We start from the raw sequence: 21,697 nt of genomic DNA, 5'->3' as shown, positions 1-21,697 counted from the left end.
ATTCGAGAAATGAGAATTGACTTAACACTAGTATCGTGTCTGAGATGAAATGTGGTATAGTACAAAAGCTTTCGGGGTGAGTTTTTCGAAAAATCGAGGTATCACTGATCAATAAGTAGTCAAGGATGACTCATACCGATGATTAGCATGCGATAACTTACCGTTTACACGACACTAGATTACTTTTATATCTTCAAGCTTCCCATCTTTAATTTGCACGGTTCGGAATGGAAACCGTCGAACTACGTCGTAATCATGCGTCACCATCAGAACCGACATTCCCCGGTTGTTAATTGTTTTGAGAAGCTCCATAATTTCAGCACTTACATCGGGGTCAAGATTTCCGGTGGGCTCATCGGCCAGCAGTATTCGCGGCTCGTTGGCAAGTGCCCGTGCAATAACTACCCGCTGTTGTTCTCCACCCGACAAATCGTGAGGCATTGCCTTACGTTTGTGGCTCAATCCTACCAGACCGAGCACTTCAAGCACCCTCTTTTTGATATATCGTTTTTTTTGACCCGTTACCCTCAGCGCGAATGCTACATTCTCGTATACATCACGGTCTGGGAGTAGCTGGAAATCCTGGAACACGATGCCCAATCGCCGTCGTAAATGCGGCACTTTTTTATCAGCTATAGTAGATACATTATAGTCTGCAACCTGGACAACGCCTCTGTTTGGCAGAAGATCTCTGTAAAGAAGTTTCAGAAATGAGCTTTTTCCAGCCCCGGTTTTCCCGATTACATAGCAGAATTCACCCACATCAAGTGAAAAATTGACGCTATCAAGAACGGTTGTGCCGTTAAATCCAACGGTAACGCTGTGCAGTTCAATTACGCTGTTTCCTGTCATCGTAATACCATAGTAATTCTAAGGCTGCGTTTATGGGCCGGTTTCAGTTCAAAACCGTCATACGCCTTAACCAGGCGAAAGGGCGATTCTTCAACAATGGGCATAATATCATTCATGGTGTAAATTTTTTGATGATGCTCCTCGCGAAAAATAGATGGTGAAGCAACCTGTTGCTTGCTCAGTTTCTCAATCTCGAATACATTGGTATGAATTCGGTTCTCTTCATCATAACGGCTCGACCTGTGATAGCTGTAGCGATCATTTACCGTATCCTGTTCATCGTTGAGATACCGGATCGCTTTTTTAGAATTTCGGGGTGTAGTAAAATCATAAATAAAAATGCCATTCGGCTTAAGAACGTTGTAAACCTGCTTGTGGAGAGTTAAAATGTCGTCTTTGCTGTGAAGATAGTTTAAGCTGTCGAATACCATGAACACAGCATCAAACTTTTTGTCAAGATCAATGTTCAGAAAGTCGAGTGTCTGAAAGTCGACGTCGGAATCTGCCTCTTCGGCTTTCTGTTTAGCTTTTTTGATCATCTCGGGAGACAAATCGGTCGCCGTAATGTTATAGTAGCCAATTTCTTCCATCGATAGCGCCATCGTTCCGGTTCCACAGGCAAGCTCCAGAATGTCACGTGCCTCATGATGGTGCATCATAATGATCTCGTCTATATAATCTGTCCACGCTTCGTAATCAACATCTTCCATGACGGCGTCGTAAATCTCCGCAAGCACAGAGTAGGATCGACTGAGTTTAGAATCTGAAACAGTGTTATTCAATTTGATTGAGTCTGTGAGTGTTTACGGTTTGCAAGCTTAGCAGCCAACTTATAGGCCGCCATAAATGAACCTGCATCAGCAACATTCTTACCGGCAATATCAAATGCGGTTCCGTGATCCGGTGAGGTTCGGATAATGGGCAATCCGGCCGTCATGTTTACACCGCGTCCGAATGTGAGTGCCTTAAACGGAATTAGTCCCTGATCGTGATACATTGCAAAAATTGCATGATATTCTTTTTGGAGAGATTTTCCGAAAAATCCATCAGCAGCAAAGGGGCCTTCAAATTTCAAGCCATCTTGATTTAACTCTTTAAGAACCGGCTGTATCAGGTCGATCTCTTCACGGCCGATAACGCCACCATCACCGCCATGCGGATTCAGACCAAGTACGGCAATTCTCGGATCAGAAATACCAAAGTCATCAACCAAAGCCCGATATAAAAGTAATAGTCTTGTTTTGAGCAGATCCTCGGTCAGGGTATCCACAATGTCGCGGACGGGAATATGGATAGTGGCAAGAGCAACTCTAAACGCACCACTAACGAGCATCATCAGCACTTGGTCCGTGGAAGTTTTGTCAGCTAAAAATTCGGTGTGTCCGGGGACGTTGTAGCCGGCAAGGGTGATCGCTTCTTTGGATATCGGAGCCGTGACAAGTGCTGAAGTTTCTCCGGAAAGGCAGGCGTTGATTCCGGCTTCTACTGCCTGCATAGCTGCGTGACCGCCTGATGCTGTAATTGATCCGATATCAAGGTCCGAGTCGGACGAGTTCTTTGGTGAAATAATATTTATTTCGTCCGGCAGTGCATCATCAGGTGAGTCAATAATATTTATAGTCCGGCTGCTTACATCATGCTGGGAGAGTATCTGTCGAAACACATCTTCACGGCCAAATATAACAGGGATCGCCTCTTTCAGGTCTGACTGAAGAAGTGATTTAACAATAATTTCAGGGCCAATCCCATTGGGATCACCCATGCTAACGGCAATTTTTACTGGCATAAAAATAAAATAGTGATCTGAACCTTCGCAACAAACTTATTGTCGTTCTTCCACAAGTTTAAAATCACCAAATCCTGTCGTTGCCTCAAATACGAGTGTGCGGTTCGGATATTCCCAAAGTTCACGGGTGGGTTGATCGGTTGGAAGTCTCCGTTTAACGTTATCAGGCTGGCCATACAGAATGTAAGCATGGCCCTGGTCAGATTCATAGCCCGGTGTTTGAGGGGTGGTGAAATTTCTGTAAGCGTAGTCAATTCTATTATAATATTCTGTCATCAATTCATTGAACTCAGTATCAGGTGTGGGATCCCGTTGTTCCCAGTATTCTCTGAATTTTCTTTCTTTTTCAGCTGATGATCCCCGCTGCAGCCGATCGAGTTCGCTGTCGCTTACAATAAACCGCATCATATTAATGGCAACATCGATATTCAGAAGGCTTATTGGCATATCAAGCCAGCGCGAATTTACTGTTTTGCTTCCCAAAACCTGATCCTCACTATCCAAAATCTGGATTCGGTAACGAGCATTTTCAAATCCGGAATTAGGAACAGAAACAACACCAAAGCGTGCGCTGTCCGTGGTAATGTCCATCGTAAACTCTACACCATCTGATCCACGATTTAGCTGATAGTTCGCCCCCGAAATAATCTCATCTGAGGTAAGGGAGTACTCAAATGTGGGCTCAGGCATTGTGTCATCAGACCGTCCGCTTTCCATCCGGTAAATCTCTACATTGTAGTCTTCGTTTGTCTCAGAATTTGGCAAGACAATCATCAAGCTATAATCGGATCCATAAAGCACATTATCACCGTAGTTGAGAAAAGTGCCGGTTGCCTTAGAATTATTTGAATTAAAATTACTTAAAAGCATAACATTTGCTCTCGAGAGTGTATCGTAAGAGGGAACCTCTATATTTCGTCGAGTTGATGATTGCTCTTCTGTAGACTGAGCACGCGTAAGCTGAAGTTCGTAGTTATAGCTCCCAGGTTCAATGCTGGTATTCAGCACACCCTGAACATGCTGCTGCCTGGAACGTGTTTGCTCAAACGACGACACATACACAGTATCCAGATAGCTGTCTCTATATACAGAGGGCATATTATTCGATTGGTTTCTTCTGGTCGTATTTACACGCCCCTCAAAAAATTCAATCCCCATTTGAATCGGGGCAAAATATTCTGCGCCGTCCGGTGTATCATTCATATCCGGTCGAACACGCAAGAAGGGAATCAAATCATAGTCTAAGCGAAAAAGGGCACCTACCGTAGCACCATCCTCTGATGGCAGTAAAACATCTGTGATATATGAGTTGGGCCGGTCACTTCGTTGTATAAGTGCTTCATAAGGAGTGGTTTGGCGCTGAGCTTCAGAAATTGCAGGAATCAACAGAAGAATGAAGACAAATAAGTAGGGGAGATGTTTCATTTGTAATGAATGACTTTATCAGTAGTTTTTGATGTATCGAAGATGTTTCAAAGTTGTATCTTCAAACGTCTTAAAATTAGTAGGTATTATCAACGAACTTAAATTAAGCATAAATATATAATAATGAGCGAGAATTGGTATAGTAGTTTGATGGATACTTTGCGTAAAACCGAGGAAGAGATAAAACTCGGTGGCGGAACTGCACGGATTGATAAAGAGCACAAGAAGGGAAAAATGACCGCCCGCGAACGGATCGATTTTCTTCTGGATGAAGAGTCGGTCTTTGACGAGATTGGGCTTTGGGCTGCCTACAATATGTACGAAGAAGAGGGCGGGTGTCCATCAGCCGGTGTTGTCGCGGGTATTGGCTCAGTTCAGGGACGTCGTTGTATGCTCCTGGCTAATGATGCTACAGTAAAGGCTGGGGCCTGGTTTCCGATGACAGCAAAGAAAAACCTGCGTGCCCAGGAAATTGCCATGGAAAATCATTTGCCTTTAATATACCTCGTCGACTCTGCAGGTGTGTATCTTCCAATGCAGGATGAAATATTTCCTGACAAAGAACATTTTGGTCGAATTTTCAGGAACAATGCGGTTATCAGCGCAAAGGGAATACCCCAAATTGCTGCTATTATGGGAAGTTGTGTTGCCGGCGGCGCATACCTTCCAATTATGAGCGATGAAGCTTTAATTGTAGACGGTACTGGAAGCGTTTTTCTGGCCGGCAGCTATCTCGTGAAAGCCGCAATTGGTGAAGAAGTGGATAATGAAACATTGGGAGGTGCCACCACTCATACCGATATCAGCGGCGTTACCGATTATAAAATGAAGGACGATACCGAGTGTCTTCAAACAATCAGAAGATTAGTGAAAAATCTGGGTCCGTCGGAATCCGCCGGATTTACACGGCACACTCCCATCCAACCGGAAATTGATCCCGAGGAGATGGTAAAAGACTTTCCTGAAGACAGAAACCGTCCGTACGACGTGCATAAAGTGATTCAGGGACTGGTTGATGCAGAAACATTTATCGAGTATAAAAAAGGATATGGTCAGACCCTCGTAACCGGTTACGCCAGGATAGACGGCTGGAGCGTGGGTATTGTAGCCAACCAGCGTAAGGTGGTTAAGAGTAAGCAGGGGGAAATGCAGATTGGGGGAGTGATCTATTCAGATAGCGCCGACAAGGCCGCCCGGTTTATCATGAACTGTAATCAGAAGAAAATCCCGATTACATTTCTCCAGGATGTCACCGGCTTTATGATTGGAAAGCGAAGTGAGCACGGAGGAATTATTAAAGATGGTGCCAAGATGGTAAATGCCGTCGCGAATTCAACCGTGCCTAAAATTACCATTATTACAGGTAACAGTTATGGAGCAGGCAATTACGCAATGTGTGGAAAAGCGTACGATCCCAGGTATATTTATGCCTGGCCAACGGCTCAAATCGCGGTAATGGGTGGTACTCAGGCAGCAAAAGTGCTCACGCAAATCAAGGTATCGTCACTTGAAAAGAAAGGGAAAGAGATTAGCGATGAAGACCGAAACGCAATCCTGGAAAAAATCAAAAGCCGGTACGACACGCAAACAGATGTACGCTATGCGGCCGCACGCCTTTGGGTTGATGGTATCATTGATCCGGCCGATACACGCATGAAAATATCCAGGGCCATAACCGATGCCAATCATAATCCTGATATTGAAGAGTTTAAAACTGGTGTGATGCAGGTTTGATTGCAAAGCCTTTAGAAAAGCGTTTGAACAATTGAATACGAACAAAAAATAAAAAGACAGATTACAGTGAAAGAACAGATTAGAATAGCATCGGGACAAGGCTTTTGGGGTGATTTACCGGAAGCTCCAGTTCGACAGGTTAAACAGGGTCAAATTGATTATTTGGTGATGGACTACCTTGCAGAAGTAACCATGTCTATCATGCAGAAGCAGCGCATGCGGAATGAGAATTACGGCTACGCCAGGGATTTTGTGGATGTTGTGGGCGCTGTTTTCACAGACATTAAGGAACGTGGCGTGAAAGTGATATCAAACGCTGGTGGTGTAAATCCACGCGCATGCAAGGACGCCATTTTGAAGCTTGCCAAAGAAAATGGGGTCGAGGGCCTGAAGATAGCAGTCGTAGATGGTGATGATATTTTGCCATCTCTTGATGAGCTGATAGCGGATGGGCATTCTCTTAACAACATGGAGAAAGGCGATCCTATTTCAATCGTGAAGGATGAGCTGTTAAGTGCAAATATCTATTTTGGTTCAGCTCCAATCGTGGATGCCCTGCGTCAAGGTGCTGATGTGGTCATCACCGGGCGCGTTACTGATACAGGATTAACGCTTGCACCCATGATTTACGAATTTGACTGGGATCCGGCGGACTACGATAAAATGTCAGCAGGTACCATCGCGGGTCATATTATTGAATGTGGTGGACAGGTTTCGGGTGGTAATTTCACAGATTGGGAAATGGTGCCTGACCTCGAAAATATTGGCTTTCCAATTATTGAGGCTCGTCCGGACGGCACATTTCATGTCACTAAACATGAGGGAACCGGCGGTCTGGTATCAGAAATGACGGTGAAAGAACAACTCATGTATGAGATCGGGAATCCGGCTGAATATATTACCCCGGACTGTATTGCCGATTTTACGTCTGTCCAGCTCAAAGAAGATGGTAACAACCGAGTGAAAGTATTTGGAATAAAAGGGCGGAAAGCGACACCAACTTACAAAGTGTCAGCTAGCTATAATGATGGATTTAAACTGTCTTCAACGCTTGTTTATAGCTGGCCTGATGCGGTCAAAAAGGCGAAGGTTGCAGCGGATATTTTATTTAACCGGGCAGAAAATTTGGGTATCGAATTTACAGAGACGAATACGGAACTGGTAGGACTGAACGCCTGTAATGAGGATCCGGCTGAAATTAGCCGGTCATCTGATGATATAAATGAAGTGCAGCTTCGGATATCAGTAATGAGTCCATCGAAAGAGCTTCTCAACCGGTTTGGGAAAGAGATAGCTCCCTTGATTCTTACGGGGCCGAGCGGTGTGACGGGTTTCGCCGGCGGACGTCCTAAAGCGAGCGATGTGGTTGCTTACTGGCCCGCACTATTGGATAAGAATGCAGCCGGGCCGGTTGTTACTATCTACGAAAGCTGATTTATGGTGGCTTTGCTTCTCGGTCTGCGACGCAAGACGCATGCAAAGTCATCCCGGCCACCAAGCCGGGATCTCCTGACTAATGAATACGGCTATATCCAACGATATTTTACTTAAAAAAGTTAGACAGCATAGGTATGAGTTCATTACCTTTGAGTAAATAATTTCAGGAAATTGAGAAAACTACATTTATGGTTATTGGAATAATTGGTGCTGGAATTGCCGGATTGACTGCCGGCCGCTATCTTGCGAAGCAGGGGCATGAAGTAACGGTTATTGAAAAAAGCAAAGGTTACGGAGGCCGGATGGCTACCCGTTATGCAGGGGAGAACCATTCTGCAAAAATGGACCATGGCCTCTCTCATTTTACTCCCGAGTCAACCCACTTTCGGCAGTTTACGGCCGAACTGATGGAAAAAGATCTCGTTAAAAGATGGGGTGATAATATTGCACTTTATGACGGCGAGAAGTTTTACTCTAAAAATCCTAACAATCCGAATGTAGCCTCATTTACAGCTGTCAACGGAATGAACACAATCGGGAAATACCTGAGCCGTTGGGTAGATGTGAAAACTGAAACTAAGGCGGGCGGCTTAACTTATATTGGGTCTCACAGACGCAAAAAGCGTTCCTGGATGATTAATCTGACCGGCGGCAGTACGTTTGAAGCGGATGCCGTTATTATTGCAACACCCGCTCCCCAGGCATATGGTATTCTTCAAACGGCAACTGATGAAGTCAATGCATTAAAAATTATACGCGAAATTGATGAGGTTCACTATACTCCATGTTATTCGCTAATGGCCGGGTATGGCGATCGAAAGCTTCCCTCATGGGATGGCGTTGTTTGCAAAAACAGTGCATTTGAATTTATCTCAAATGAAGCCACAAAAAAATCGTTTGATCAGGAATGCTCTATCGTGGCCCAGGCAACACCACAGTTTACACGCTTTTTACGTGAAAAGGATGACGATATAATAATCCGTGAGATGCTTGATAATGTGGCTACCATCATCGGTGGCTGGGCATCAGCCCCGCAGTGGAACCAAATTCATTATTGGAGATACAGCCGCGCAACAAAGACCCTTGATTATCCTTTTATGGAGCTTGAGTTTGAAGATGCGCCGCTGGCCTTGATTGGAGACTACTTCAGGGGAAATACTGCTGATGATGCCTACTGTTCAGGCCTCAATCTTGCCAAAAAATGGTCCGAAAAATATCAGGACTGATTACGGAATGAACCGTACTTGAGATAAGTTAAATCAGGAGCAGAAAGGCTTCTTAAAAAAAAATACGTGGAATCTCTCCGAAAACTTAACGCATACATTAAAAAGTACAAGGGAAAATTTATCCTAGGCGCACTGTTTCTCACTGCGTCAAATTTTTTCCTTATTTGGATTCCGGTTTTTATACGCCGGACGATGGATGAAGTAGAGAAAATGGGAGATGAGTACGATCGAGCCTATTCCTCAATCTTTGAGATCCTCTTTTCAAGTGAGGCGGGTGAAATTCTTGCCTATAATTCTCTTCTTCTGATAGGAACAGTGGCCATGTATGGTATCCTTCTTTTTGCGACGAGGCAGACACTAATCGTGGGGTCGCGGCATGTCGAGTTTGATATCCGCAACAAAGTTCTCGATAAATTACTCACGCTTCCACAACGCTACTTTGAATCAAATAAATCAGGTGAGATTTATGTGAGGGCCACTGAAGACATCTCGCGCGTCAGAGAATATTTCGGTCCGGTTGTAATGTATACTATAAATACGATTACGAGGGCGGGATTCATCATAACGATGATGGTTATTATAAATCCCGAGCTGACTTTTTGGGCGTTGATTCCGCTGCCGTTTTTATCTGGATTCGCTTATTGGGTAAGTGGGTACATCAACAAGTACCAAACTATTATCCAGGAAAAATATTCGGATATTGCCGGGACGGCGCAAGAAGCATTCACCAGTATTCGACTGATTAAAGCCTTTAACCGGGAAGAGTACAAGCAAAAAATATTTGAGAAAGAAAGTGAAAGCTACCGCGTAAAGAAGCTGAAGCTTGATCTGGTTGAATCCCTCTTTCATCCGACCTTGAATCTACTGATCGGTGTATCGGTGGTTATCGTCATTTGGCAGGGCGGTTTGATGGTGATTAATGACACAATAACAGTTGGAAACATCGCCGAGTTTGTGATTTATGTGGCTTATCTCACCTGGCCGGTTGCATCACTCGGCTACACAGTTAATACCTTTCAGAAATCCCTGGCGTCATGGAAACGGGTTGACCGCGTGCTCACAGAGCCGGTGCAAATCAGAGATGTGGACGACGAGGAACTGCTCAACAAATCAGTAAAAGGATCCATTGAATTTAAGAATGTTGATTTTCGATATCCAGGAGCTGAGGAAAAAGCAATCAATAATGTATCATTTAAGATTGAAGAGGGGACAACCGCAGCATTTGTAGGCCGAACCGGGGCAGGTAAAACGACACTGGTAAACCTTATTCCAAGATTATTTGACGCAACCAGCGGAACTGTTAAGGTTGATGGTGTTGATGTGAAGAAATGGTCTACCTCGGCCTTAAGACGAGGTATAGGTTATGTGCCACAGGAAACATTTCTTTTCTCAACAACTGTGAAAGAGAATATTGCATTTGGCGTGGAAAATGCTTCTATGAAACAAATTGAGAGTGCGGCAGAAAAGGCAAATGTACTTCAAAATATTTTGGAATTTGAGAAAAAATTCGAGACAATAGTAGGTGAGCGAGGTATCACTCTTTCAGGTGGGCAAAAACAAAGAACCGCCATTGCCAGGGCACTCATAAAAGACCCTTCAATCATAATATTAGACGATTCACTCAGTGCGGTTGACACAAAAACCGAAGATGAAATTCTCAGTCATCTCCGGGAACGACGCGCAGAAAATACAACAATAATGATCTCGCACCGTATATCTACAGTAAAGAACGCTGATATTATTTTTTATCTTGAAGATGGTACCATCGCTGAAAAAGGTTCTCATGAAGCGCTGCTATCGTTAGAAGGCCGATATGCTCGTATGTATGAAAAACAATTGCTGGAAGAACAATTAGCACAAATATAAACCAAAAACAATTAGGGTTTCCCTTGCTTGAACGGCAGGCGCCCACAACACTACGGGAGATAACATGATCATAGTACCTTTAGGAGTCGCATCTGCAACGCCCACAGCAACACGTCACCTCTCTTCAGTCGCTTTATGGCGAGAAGGAGATGTGCACCTGTTTGATTGTGGTGAAAATGCTCAAATGCGGATGTTACAGGCCGGGCTAAAACGCTCAAAAATTGAAAATATATTTATATCTCATTATGATGTCGATCACTATGCCGGGCTTTTAGGATTATTGGCTACGCTGCAGCTGCAGCGACGCGATAAGCCGATTACGCTCGTAGGTCCGGAAGGACTCCAAAAGTTTGTCGAGTTTAATTTTGAGTTCGCTAATATTGATCTCAATTTCGAGATTAAATATGTAGAAGTCTCTGAAGATATTGAATCGGAGCGCGTGGTGGACACTGACGAATATTACGTTGAAGCACGTCCGCTGAACCACACATCCTTTTGCCTTGGATATCGATTCCAGGAAAAAGATCGTCCTGGTAAGGTAGATGCAGAAAAAGCTGAGAAAATGGGAATTACCGAAGATGAGCAGTATAAAGCTCTGAAAGCCGGCGAAGACATTATTCTTGAGGATGGTACAGAGATCAAATCTTATGACATTGTCGGGCACCCGAGACCGGGCGATAGTTTTGCGTATATCACGGATACAAAATATTGTCCAAACGCCGTAAAACTGGCAATGAATACGAATATTCTATATCACGAGGCTACCTTCAGCCAAAGCCTGGCAGATAAAGCAGCCGAAACCGGTCATTCAACCTCCGTTGATGCAGCCCGTGTAGCGAATGAATCACAAACAAAACTTCTCGTGATTTCGCACTTTTCTGCCCGGTATACAAACCCGTTCGTACTTCTTCGTGAAGCGCGCGAAAAATTCTTTCCGGCTTGGCTGGCCACTGAACTTCGGCCAATCTTCACAGATCCGTCGAAAGAAAAAGGTATTGTTCAGGCAAAAGTGTATCTCAAAGAGATCGACCCGAATAAGAGCAGTGATAAAAAATCCTCAAGTAAAAGCAATTCCGGAGGCAGCAAAAAACGATTTAGAAAGCGCAAGAAGAATGATAATAATCGCAGCAGTTCTTCGGGCGGGCGCAAACGTCGGGGCAGCAGCTCATCGTCGAGCTCGGGAAGTTCAGGTCGCGGCCGTAAATCAGATTCAGGATCAAATTATGATTCGAACGAACGCAAGCCAAAACCGATTACACCACGTACACCGTTCGACGATTTTGACCGATTCTAAACAGTCACTCATTTGAATTCTAAAGACACTAAGAAAGCCGTCGATTCTGAACTGATTCGACGGCTTTATTACTTTTTTAAACCGTATAAATGGTGGGGAATCCTCGCTATTGTACTTACACTCTCCGCTGCGTTTCTTGGCACAGTTCGTCCCAAGTTAACACAGATGGCTGTAGATGACTATATCTCCCAGGGAGATATTCCCGGTTTGATGTGGATTATCTTACTGTTAGTGCTGGCACTTGCCGGTGAATTTTTCATTCTCATCGCAAATACGTATATCACTCGCTGGTTCGGGCAAGGCGCCCTTTACTCTCTTCGTAATACAGTGTACGAAAAAATACAGTCGCTTCACGTTCAGTTTTTTGATAAGAATCCAATCGGGCGTCTGATCACGAGAACCACAAGCGACATTGAAGCGCTGAGTTCTCTTCTTTCGGATGGAATCGTAAACATGGTGGGCGATTTGTTTCGCATCTTCTTTATCTTGGGCTTCATGCTCATGATGAGCTGGGAACTGACGATTGTCTCAATACTTGTACTACCGATTCTTTTCTATTCTACATTTTGGTTCAAATCGAAAGTACGAGTTGCTTTTTTGAATGTCCGCGACCAGATTTCGCGTCTGAATTCATTTGTTCAGGAGCATATCAACGGAATGGTTGTTGTACAGCTCTTTAACCGGGAAGAGAAAGAGAAAGAGCGGTTCCGGTCGATTAATGATGATCACCGGACAGCGCACCTTGACACGATATTTTATTTCTCAATTTTCTGGCCGGTGGTGGAAGTTCTTGCAAGTGTTGCAATGGCTCTTGTTGTCTGGTATGGAGGCGCCCGGGCTCTTATGGATCAGCTAACTTTTGGTGTCCTGCTCGCATTCATCCAGTATGTGAGGCAGTTTTTTAATCCCATTCGTGGCCTGTCTGAAAAATATAATACGTTGCAGTCGGCTTTAGCTTCGTCAGAGCGAATATTCGATATACTTGATACAGAAAAAGAGGTTACAGACCCAAAAAATCCTGTGGATCAGCCAACGGTTAGCGGGCGCATTGAATTTAAGAACGTTAATTTCAGCTATAACTCAGACGATGAGATTATTCTAAAAGATGTCTCCTTTGAAGCAAAACCGGGTGAAACCCTGGCTATTGTAGGAGCAACTGGCGCCGGTAAATCAACCATCATAAATCTTCTTCTGCGGTACTACGATATTCAGAATGGTGAAATTCTATTGGATGGCGTCGACATCCGAAATTTAACGCTTCATCAGCTGCGATCGCATTTTGGCCTTGTACTTCAGGATAATGCTCTGTTTTCCGGTACTGTTCTGGAGAACATTACGCTTGGGAATGAGAATATTACACGCGAGTCGGTTATTTCTGCTGCGAAAGAAGTTGAGGCACATGAATTTATCATGCGTCTGCCCGGAGGGTACGATTTTGAACTTCGCGAACGCGGATCATCTATTTCGATGGGCCAGAAGCAACTGATCTGTTTTGTACGCGCAATGGTATATGACCCTGAAATTTTGGTTTTGGATGAGGCTACTTCAAATGTTGATTCCGAGACAGAACATCTTGTGTCAAAAGCTTGCGTACGAATGATGAAAGGGCGAACTTCCATAGTAATAGCACATCGTCTCTCAACCATCAAAGGAGCCGATAAAATTCTTGTAATGCATAAAGGAGTTATTCGTGAATCAGGTAGTCACGAAGAGCTTCTGGGAAAAGAAGATGGCATATACAAAAAGCTTTATGAGCTTCAGTATAAAGATCAAGACCTGGTTTCAGCAGGTAATTAGTTACACTGTAAACTCAATTAAACCATCAATATCATGGCTAAAACAAAAACAGCAGAAGAGTTAAAAGACGCACTCGAAAAAGAAAAACAGCATATTGAAGACCGCTATACACAGATTTTAGACACACTGGAATATGAGCGGGACAGAATTCAGAATGAACTTCGGCGAGAGTTTCGAACAGCCCGCCGCTATGTTCGTGCAAACCCTGAAATTGGTGTCGGAGCTGCTTTTGCCGGAGGAATATTGGCAGGAGTACTACTTTCCACCTTGTTTAAAAGTAACTGACACTTCCAACGTCATTAATTAATCACTTTGCAAAACGAGCCGGTACGTACCGGTTCGTTTTGTTTTATAATGAATTACAAACACATATGAGCATTCAGCAGGATAAATTGGAACAACTTTTTGAGCGATTGGACGAGCTCAGGGGGTATCTTTGACTACGATAAAAGAAAAGTCCGAATTATAGAATTACAGGAACAAACTCAGGATCCTGAGTTTTGGAATGATCCCGAAAAAGCACAAGGCATCATGCGTCAGCTGGATCATCAAAAGAGTCTTGTTGAGAGATGGGATGAGCTGAATGACCTTCGTGAAAGTATCAGAGTGTATCAGCAGTTCCAGGAGGAAGGTGAAGATGTTCAGGCTGAACTGGACAACGAAGTAGAAACGTTTATGGAAAAGCTTGAGGATCTTGAGCTTCAAAATATGCTCAGTGGTGAAGACGACCATCGTGATGCAATCGTGACGTTTAACCCCGGGGCCGGCGGTACGGAAAGCCAGGATTGGGGACAAATGCTCTTTCGGATGATTACACGCTGGGCCGATAAAAAAGGGTTTGATGTATCTGTTGTTGAGTACCAGGATGGCGATGTGGCTGGCATTAAAAGTGCCACAATTGAAGTAAAAGGTGATAGTGCATATGGTTTTCTCAAATCAGAAACCGGAACCCACCGTTTGGTTCGCATATCACCATTTGACAGTAACTCCCGACGGCATACGTCGTTTTGTTCCGTATTTGTATCGCCAATAATTGATGACACGATTGAAGTAGACATCAACGACAGCGATATTGAACTTCAGAGGTTTCACTCAAGCGGGGCCGGCGGACAGAACGTAAACAAAGTTGAAACAGGGGTACGTCTTATCTGGACTGGCCAGCTTTCCGATGGTACGGAAGAGCGGGTTGTGGCCGAATGCCAGCAGGAGAGGTCTCAACTGCAAAATCGCGAAAAAGCGATGGTGCTTTTGAAATCGAGAGTATATGAACTCGAGAAAAATATCAAAGAGCGTGAAAAGCAGAAGCTTGAAGATTCCAAAAGCAGCAATGAGTGGGGGAGCCAGATACGTTCTTATGTTTTTCATCCCTATAACATGGTGAAAGACCATCGAACCGAACATGAAACCGGAGACGTGGATTCTGTGATGGAAGGTGATCTCGATGAATTTATGAAAGCCTTTCTGATGAGTCGAGTAGCTGAGCAATCGGTATGATTTCGGTTGGAATTACAGGCGGCATCGGATCGGGAAAAACGACCGTAGCCAAGATTTGGGAATCACTCGGCGCTCGTGTGATTTATGCTGATGATCTTGCTAAAGAGCTGATGCAAACCGATCCGAACCTGAAAGAAAAGCTCTCTGACACGTTTGGAGAAGAAACATATGCGTCCGATGGTACACTAAACAAGCCACATCTGATCAAAGCGGCGTTTCATCAAAACAGGGTCGATGAGCTTAATTCGATTGTTCATCCAGCCATTCGTAAAGAAACCAAAAAGCTTATCAAAAAGGCTGAAGAGAGTGGCGAGCAGATCTTTGCATACGAAGCAGCTATTCTCTTAAATAAAGGCCGGCCGGACTACCTGGATGTTATAGTTTTAGTAACGAGTGAGCGACAAACAAGACTCGAACGTGTATCGGAACGGGATGCTGCGGACATGTCTGATGTAGCGGCACGAATAGCAAAACAGCCTGAGTTTAGTTCACTCCGGCACTTGGTGGATTACACAATTGAAAATAATGGCTCATTAGAAGAGCTCCGTGAAAAGTCCGTCCGGCTTTATAATCAAATCGTTGGAAATCATTAATTGCGAGAGAGTTGACCGGGAGGCGTTTCTTTTTTTATCTTTTGGAAGCGTTTCCATACAAACTATTCTAACATGAAGAGATATGACAAGTAAACCCAAAAAACTCGTTACGCTCGACGAATATATTATTCAGTCTCAAAACAGGTTCCCCGGGGCAACCGGCGAATTATCACAGCTGCTGAGAGACATCGGCCTGGCGGCAAAAATAATATCGAGAGAAGTTAACAAAGCCGGTATAACCAGCCTGCTGGGGGCTGATGGTTCCAAAAACATACATGGAGAATCAGTAAAGAAATTAGATTTGTTTGCAGATGAGCAACTTATTTCAGCCCTGAACCGATCACTGATTACTTGTATGGTTATTTCTGAAGAAAACGACGGAATCGTGAGCCTGAACAGCCAGGGCGGAAAATATATTGTTTATCTCGATCCGCTTGACGGCTCGTCCAATATTGATGTAAATGTTTCAATTGGAAGTATCTTTTCTATTTATATGCGCCAAACGCGTTACGATCCAAACCCGAGTGAATCGGATGCGCTTCAGTCAGGGGTGAGGCAGGTAGCCGCCGGCTATGTACTATATGGATCATCAACAATGATGGTATATACCACCGGTCTTGGAGTCTCTGCTTTTACCCTCGATCCCAGCATCGGTGAATTTATTCTTTTCGATGACGATTTTTCAATGCCAAAACATGGCACCATTTACAGCATCAATGAAGGAAGCTACAACAGCTGGGGTGAGGGACTCAAGAAGTACATAAAGTACTGCCAGAAAGAAGATCCCGAAAATGGACGTCCTTATTCGGCAAGGTATATCGGGTCAATGGTGGCAGATATCCACAGAACGCTTGTAAAAGGCGGAATATTTATCTATCCGTCAAGCAAAGTATATCCGAAAGGTAAATTGCGGCTGATGTATGAATGTAATCCACTGAGCTTTATTATTGAACAGGCTGGTGGCATGGCCACCAACGGAGATAAACGGATTATGGAAATTGACCCATCGGCGATACATGAACGGACACCCATTTATATTGGGTCGAAACAAAATGTTGAGGAGGCGATGAAATTTATCTCATCGGATAAGGAGATGGCAGTGGAGGCAGGATAGTAAATTGCAAACAGAGTGACATTGACTTGATTGATTCTATCTGAACTACGGTTGTATGCCTTCACTTGATGATAATGTGTTTTATAAATATCATCTGACCCTATGATAAACGATGATATGAAATACCCGATTGATGACGGCTTTCGGATGCCGGCTGAATGGAAAACTCACTCCGGCATCCTGCTGATCTGGCCGCATAACCGCGACACCTGGCCTGGAAAACGCCTGGATGCGGTTGAAACCGTATACAAGAATGTTATTCGCACACTTTTAAAGTACGAGCCTGTTGTCTTGCTTGTGGCTAACGATGGGATAAAAAAGAGGGCCGTCACTGTTTTGGGGGACATATCTAATCTCACATTTCCGCTCGAAATTCGCCAAGTTCCTGTGAATGATGTATGGGCAAGAGACAGCGGCCCGATTTTCATCAAACAGATAGAAAAAGAAACATACCGGCTGACCAATTGGGAGTTCAATTCCTGGGGCGGAAAATATGAGCCTTGGGATGATGATAATCGAATACCGGAGTATATTTCTTCAACATTTTCAATTCCGGCGTATTCAACTGGAAAAATATTAGAAGGTGGTTCAATTGAGACCAACGGCGAAGGACTTTTCCTGACGACAGAATCCGTGCTGCTCAATCCAAACAGAAATCCCGGTCTGTCGAAAGCAGAGGCTGAACAAATGTTGAAACGCTACCTGGGAGCAGAAAAAGTGATTTGGCTCAAACGTGGTTTGAAAGGGGACGATACGGATGGGCATATCGATGATCTGACGCGATTTGTGAACAAAAATACAGTCATCACTGCGTTGACCGAAGATCAGTCAAATCCCAACCACGATATTCTCTATGAGAATCTGGAAATTTTGCTCCATAGCACGGATCTGGCCGGTAATCCTCTGCATGTTATAACGGCTCCCTTGCCCAATACAAGGATCGAGGACGCTACAGTTGATGGTTCGGACCATGTGCCGTCGAGCTATGCCAATTTTTATATTGCAAATGGTGCGGTTTTGGTTCCGATGTACGATAGCCGAACGGACCAGCAAGTGCTTGATTTGTTTTCGATTCTGTTTCCTGATCGTGAGATCGAAGGAATAACGTGCAATGACTTGGTGTGGGGACAGGGGAGTATTCACTGTATCACTCAGCAGCTTTATGGCATATCAATCAAATAAATATTATCGGTTCCTGATTTTAAAAATAGTGATTTGTTTACCCGCTAAAAAAGCTTTGAAATGGTATATTAAAACGAATTTCTATCAGGCAAAATACCGTTTTAATAGCTTCATCTAATTTTCAATGAATACAGGTAGTAACCGTGAGTTCGAACGTAACACTTAAAGAAATTGCAAACGAGCTAGGAATATCCGCAATGACGGTCTCACGGGCTCTCAACGACAAGAATAATGTTGACGAGAAAACAAAGAAACGAGTCGTTTCAAAAGCTCATAGTATGGGATATACGCCCAATCACGTCGCAAAAAGTCTTGTGTCAAGAAAAACGTTTACAATTGGTGTGGTAATTCCCGAGATAAATCATGCTTTTTTTTCAGAGGTGATCAGTGGTATTGAGGAAGTAACCTATAAGCGAAACTACCAGCTCTTTCTTACCAACTCTGCAGAAAAGCATGAAAGAGAAAAAAGCTCAATCAATGCACTTCAGTCTAAGCGGGTTGATGGTATTTTGATTTCATGCGCTGAAACCGCAAGCGACATTGATTTTTATGAAAGGATCATCAAAAACGGGCTTCCGTTTGTCTTTTTTGATCGGTGTATTGAAGGCATTGGAGCCAGCTGCGTAAGCGTTAACGATTACGAAAGTTCAAAAATAATAACTGAACATTTGATTGGGCACGGTTATGAGTCAATTGCGCACCTGAGTGGACCGGATAATATGACATTGGCTCGAAATAGAAAACGGGGTTATATAGATGCTCTTATGATGCATGACCTTCTATTTCAAGAATCGTTGATTGTCGAAAGTGGATTTAATGAAACAGGTGGATATAATGCGATGAAAAAGTTACTTGAAAGAACGGCTGATAATCCACCGAGAGCCGTTTTCGCTTTAAATGATCCGGCAGCATTTGGTGCAATGAAAGCAATTAGAGAAAGTGGGCAGTCAATACCTGATGATATTGCAGTTGTTGGTTTTAGTGATGATGTTAGATCGGAATTAATCTCCTGTCCTCTGACCACTGTGCGCCAACCAGCGTTTGATATCGGTAAAACAGCTGCAAAAAAACTTATTGATACTATTGATAACAGCGAAGAACCGACTGAAACAATCAAGCTCAAAAATGAAATTATTATTCGTCAGTCCTGCGGTTGTGCGCCCGGAGTTAGCTTATGAACCTGAGTTCGATTTTTAAATTTATCGGATATCAACAAAACAGAAAAAAATGGGCTTTAGTTAAGTTAATTCGTCATCACTTATGTCATGCCACGCCTCGGCGTGGCATCTCCTGCCTTTGTTAAAGACAGTAGATCACGAATCGCCCGAAGGATTCCCTGCGGGAAAGTGCGAGTTGACGCCCATTTTGGACTGTTTTCGCCTTTTTTATATCGAACTTAGTTTATGACAAAGTGTGAGGTTTCTGCTTTAATTGGCAGAATTTACGGCGTTATTCCTCAGTCTATCATAGTGAGTATTTCAACAGTAGAAAATATTTGATTGTCGTTGATATCAGATTATATTGATTGATTGATTATGTTATCGATAACATACACAGGTTGCATACATTTGGAAATCTTCCATGTATTCATAGAGACTCTTTTATTTATTCAAAAAAATAGCCCGGTCCTCATATACGCCACCGGGTGATGATAGACCTAATACTCGACGAATGAGGCTTTTATTTGTTGTTATTTTCAGTTTGAACGCAACCTTTGTTGCTGCGCAATCAGACAGATTCTATTACGGGGCAGATTTGTCTTATGTGAATCAAATGGAGGATTGCGGGGCTGATTACAAACGAGGCGGAATTTCGGAAGATCCATATAAAATATTTGCTGATTTGGGCACCAATTTAGTACGCGTGCGGCTTTGGGTTGATCCGTCCTGGTGGCAGGAACCACTTGATCAGCCAAATGGAGTGAAACCTGTTTACAACAATCTTGAGGACGTAAAAAAAACGATTCAGCGAGCTAAAGCTGAGGGAATGGACGTTATGCTCGGCCTTCACTATTCAGATTTCTGGGCAGATCCCGGCCGGCAGCTGATTCCCAGAGAATGGCTGAAATCGGCTAAAAATGACAGTATACTGGCTGATTCGGTGTACGTGTATACTCAGCGCGTACTCACTGAACTTGACTCGGAGGGCCTGATGCCGGAGTTCATTAAAGTGGGAAATGAGAACAATGGCGGCATCCTCACCCAAGTGCCTGAAGAGAATGGATTTGAAGTGGCAGAAACTATTGCTTCCGGCACAGACTGGCAGAGAAATGCGCTTCTATTTAACTCGGGAATTCAGGCCGTCCGCGATATTGGCAAACAGTCAACCATCAACCCGAAAATTGTGCTGCATTGGTCAAATCTGGACGGAGTGGCATGGTGGTATCAGCAAATGATTGAGGCGGGTGTTACTGATTTTGACGTTATCGGTTTTTCATACTATTACGCCTGGCACGGGGGAAGTATTTCACAGCTTGAAACAACCGTGCAAAACCTGGTTGAGCAATTTCCTGAATACGACGTGATGGCTGTGGAAACCGGCTATCTCTGGTCCGACGAGTATGGCGGTATCATTAACGAGCCAGACCCTGAATATCTGCCGGTAGTTCCGGGCAAACAGCTGGAATATATGGCAGATTATGGTCGTGCAGTGATGAGAGCAGGCGGTGCAGGCGTGATCTTTTGGGAACCCGCCTGGGTGGATACGCCATGCAAAACTCCCTGGGGAACCGGCTCGTCTCATACTCACGTGGCTTTTTTTGATCCGGTCAATACCAACTTTATGGAACAGGGCGGATGTGCATGGCCGAACAGGGAGTATTACGAAAACCTTGATGCCCCAAAAGCCATTTTCAAAGTAGACATGACGGGTCAAGAAGTTTCTGGTGACGGCATTTATGTGACGGGAGTTTTCACAGGTGATGATGACTGGGAACTCAAACAGATGGCTGATGAAGGTGACGATATCTATAGCTATTTCACTTATCTTCCAAATAACTCCGAAGGGGCATTTTATTTCGTTAACGGAGAGAATTGGGACGGCCGGGAATCGGTTCCCTCTGAGTGTGCGGACCGGTGGGAGACCGATCGCGAATATAAGATGGGAAAACAGGAAACGGTTTTCGCATACAAATGGGGAAGCTGTGAACAAGTGTATACCGGCAATGATATTAATGTGATCTTCAAAGTGGATATGGCAAATTCAGGGATGGATGTTTCCGATGGAGTTTATATTACCGGGGAATGACCGATTGGACCATTGAGCCAATGAGCCATGAGGGAAATCAAATCTATTTATGGCAAACTACGATGGCTGAGAGATCGGAAGGAGCATATTACTACTTAACCACGGATGACTGGGAAAACTACCAGAATTATCGTGAAACAGTACCGGGAGAATGCGCCGAATGGTACGACTCAGATCGAGGGTATTTGATCCGGGATCACGATGTAGAAATAGGTTTCAAATGGAGTAGCTGCGAGGAGATAGAAGTAGGCACATCCACCGAAAATCGCAGAGATGAACCTTTGGGTTTTGAACTCCATCAAAACTTTCCAAATCCCTTTAATCCAAGTACTATAATCACCTATCGGCTGCCGAAAATGAGCAGAGTTCGGTTGTCAGTATTTAATGTGACAGGCAGAAAAGTGGCTAGATTGGTTGAAGATAAAATCCATGCGAAAGGAATCTATAATGTCAACTTTAATGCCGGTGCTTTAGCCTCAGGAGTGTATATTTACAGACTTGAAGCCGGAGGAGTTAGCCAAACCAGAAAGCTATTAGTGATTAAATGAGGAGCTTTTCATCCAATAAAGAAAAAGTACTGAAGCTGCCATTTTGATTAACCTTGACAGATTATCAACAAAAAGGCTTTGAACAAGTTCAGGGTAACAAAAC

General features: G+C 43.9%; 18 protein-coding genes. 14 read left to right on the top strand and 4 right to left on the bottom strand.

Translation table 11 applies throughout. The features are described 5' to 3' along the window. Positions 1-174: 174 nt before the first annotated feature. The 4 genes from ftsE to AABW11_RS00510 are packed head-to-tail and all read right to left on the bottom strand — an operon-like array spanning position 175 to position 4,063. Positions 175-852 carry a cell division ATP-binding protein FtsE gene (gene ftsE / locus AABW11_RS00525; RefSeq protein WP_340102532.1) on the bottom strand — a complete coding sequence of 226 codons (678 nt, stop codon included), beginning with the start codon at positions 850-852 and terminating at the stop codon, positions 175-177. Continuing rightward, complete coding sequence (locus tag AABW11_RS00520) at positions 849-1,634, bottom strand: class I SAM-dependent DNA methyltransferase (RefSeq protein WP_340102531.1); 786 nt, start codon at positions 1,632-1,634, stop codon at positions 849-851. The genes ftsE and AABW11_RS00520 overlap by 4 nt, the downstream gene beginning before the upstream one ends. Continuing rightward, complete coding sequence (pdxA, locus tag AABW11_RS00515) at positions 1,631-2,638, bottom strand: 4-hydroxythreonine-4-phosphate dehydrogenase PdxA (protein ID WP_340102530.1); 1,008 nt, start codon at positions 2,636-2,638, stop codon at positions 1,631-1,633. Before pdxA ends, AABW11_RS00520 begins: the two co-directional genes overlap by 4 nt. 36 nt (positions 2,639-2,674) lie before the next feature. Then, on the bottom strand, positions 2,675-4,063 hold the full coding sequence (locus AABW11_RS00510) for a GWxTD domain-containing protein (protein WP_340102529.1): 1,389 nt from the start codon (positions 4,061-4,063) through the stop codon (positions 2,675-2,677). A 123-nt stretch (positions 4,064-4,186) separates the two neighbouring features. Between AABW11_RS00510 and AABW11_RS00505 the strand changes: the two genes are divergently transcribed. The 14 genes from AABW11_RS00505 to AABW11_RS00440 all read left to right on the top strand — a co-directional run bounded on the left by AABW11_RS00505 (position 4,187) and on the right by AABW11_RS00440 (position 21,594). Then, positions 4,187-5,797, top strand: a complete 1,611-nt coding sequence (locus tag AABW11_RS00505; RefSeq protein WP_445263725.1) for an acyl-CoA carboxylase subunit beta — start codon at positions 4,187-4,189, stop codon at positions 5,795-5,797. Between the two features lie 66 nt (positions 5,798-5,863). After that, the gene (locus tag AABW11_RS00500) at positions 5,864-7,231 is read left to right on the top strand and encodes an acyclic terpene utilization AtuA family protein (protein ID WP_340102527.1); all 1,368 of its coding nucleotides are present in this window, start codon (positions 5,864-5,866) and stop codon (positions 7,229-7,231) included. Between the two features lie 191 nt (positions 7,232-7,422). Next, positions 7,423-8,460: an NAD(P)/FAD-dependent oxidoreductase gene (locus AABW11_RS00495; protein WP_340102526.1), complete on the top strand. Its 1,038-nt coding sequence runs from the start codon at positions 7,423-7,425 to the stop codon at positions 8,458-8,460. 66 nt (positions 8,461-8,526) lie between these two features. Beyond that, the gene (locus AABW11_RS00490; protein WP_340102525.1) at positions 8,527-10,326 is read left to right on the top strand and encodes an ABC transporter ATP-binding protein; all 1,800 of its coding nucleotides are present in this window, start codon (positions 8,527-8,529) and stop codon (positions 10,324-10,326) included. A 64-nt stretch (positions 10,327-10,390) separates the two neighbouring features. Further along, on the top strand, positions 10,391-11,620 hold the full coding sequence (gene rnz / locus AABW11_RS00485; RefSeq protein WP_340102524.1) for a ribonuclease Z: 1,230 nt from the start codon (positions 10,391-10,393) through the stop codon (positions 11,618-11,620). Between the two features lie 12 nt (positions 11,621-11,632). Then, positions 11,633-13,417 carry an ABC transporter ATP-binding protein gene (locus AABW11_RS00480; RefSeq protein WP_340102523.1) on the top strand — a complete coding sequence of 595 codons (1,785 nt, stop codon included), beginning with the start codon at positions 11,633-11,635 and terminating at the stop codon, positions 13,415-13,417. Between the two features lie 33 nt (positions 13,418-13,450). Continuing rightward, positions 13,451-13,702, top strand: coding sequence for a hypothetical protein (locus AABW11_RS00475; protein ID WP_340102522.1), 252 nt, complete (start codon positions 13,451-13,453; stop codon positions 13,700-13,702). 86 nt (positions 13,703-13,788) lie between these two features. Further along, positions 13,789-14,911 (top strand): peptide chain release factor 2 gene (gene prfB / locus AABW11_RS00470; RefSeq protein WP_340102521.1). Its coding sequence is split into 2 segments (ribosomal slippage): positions 13,789-13,854 and positions 13,856-14,911, totalling 1,122 coding nucleotides; the frame shifts between segments, so codons are not numbered across the junction. Further along, positions 14,908-15,504 (top strand): dephospho-CoA kinase, encoded by a 597-nt coding sequence (gene coaE, locus AABW11_RS00465; protein ID WP_340102520.1) that lies wholly within the window; start codon positions 14,908-14,910, stop codon positions 15,502-15,504. Before prfB ends, coaE begins: the two co-directional genes overlap by 4 nt. A gap of 82 nt (positions 15,505-15,586) precedes the next feature. Then, positions 15,587-16,618 carry a class 1 fructose-bisphosphatase gene (gene fbp, locus AABW11_RS00460; RefSeq protein WP_340102519.1) on the top strand — a complete coding sequence of 344 codons (1,032 nt, stop codon included), beginning with the start codon at positions 15,587-15,589 and terminating at the stop codon, positions 16,616-16,618. A 117-nt stretch (positions 16,619-16,735) separates the two neighbouring features. Continuing rightward, entirely contained in the window at positions 16,736-17,800 is a 1,065-nt protein-coding gene (locus tag AABW11_RS00455; protein ID WP_340102518.1) for an agmatine deiminase family protein, read from the top strand. A gap of 143 nt (positions 17,801-17,943) precedes the next feature. Then, on the top strand, positions 17,944-18,978 hold the full coding sequence (locus tag AABW11_RS00450) for a LacI family DNA-binding transcriptional regulator (RefSeq protein WP_340102517.1): 1,035 nt from the start codon (positions 17,944-17,946) through the stop codon (positions 18,976-18,978). 493 nt (positions 18,979-19,471) lie between these two features. Next, entirely contained in the window at positions 19,472-21,046 is a 1,575-nt protein-coding gene (locus AABW11_RS00445; protein WP_340102516.1) for a glycoside hydrolase family 53 protein, read from the top strand. After that, positions 21,043-21,594, top strand: a complete 552-nt coding sequence (locus tag AABW11_RS00440) for a T9SS type A sorting domain-containing protein (protein WP_340102515.1) — start codon at positions 21,043-21,045, stop codon at positions 21,592-21,594. Before AABW11_RS00445 ends, AABW11_RS00440 begins: the two co-directional genes overlap by 4 nt. The last annotated feature ends 103 nt before the right edge of the window (positions 21,595-21,697 follow it).

Origin of the sequence: Rhodohalobacter sp. 8-1 (genome assembly GCF_038150125.1) — a bacterium.
Classification (GTDB): Bacteria; Bacteroidota; Rhodothermia; order Balneolales; family Balneolaceae; genus SW132.
This window is presented reverse-complemented; position numbering and strand designations above follow the sequence as displayed.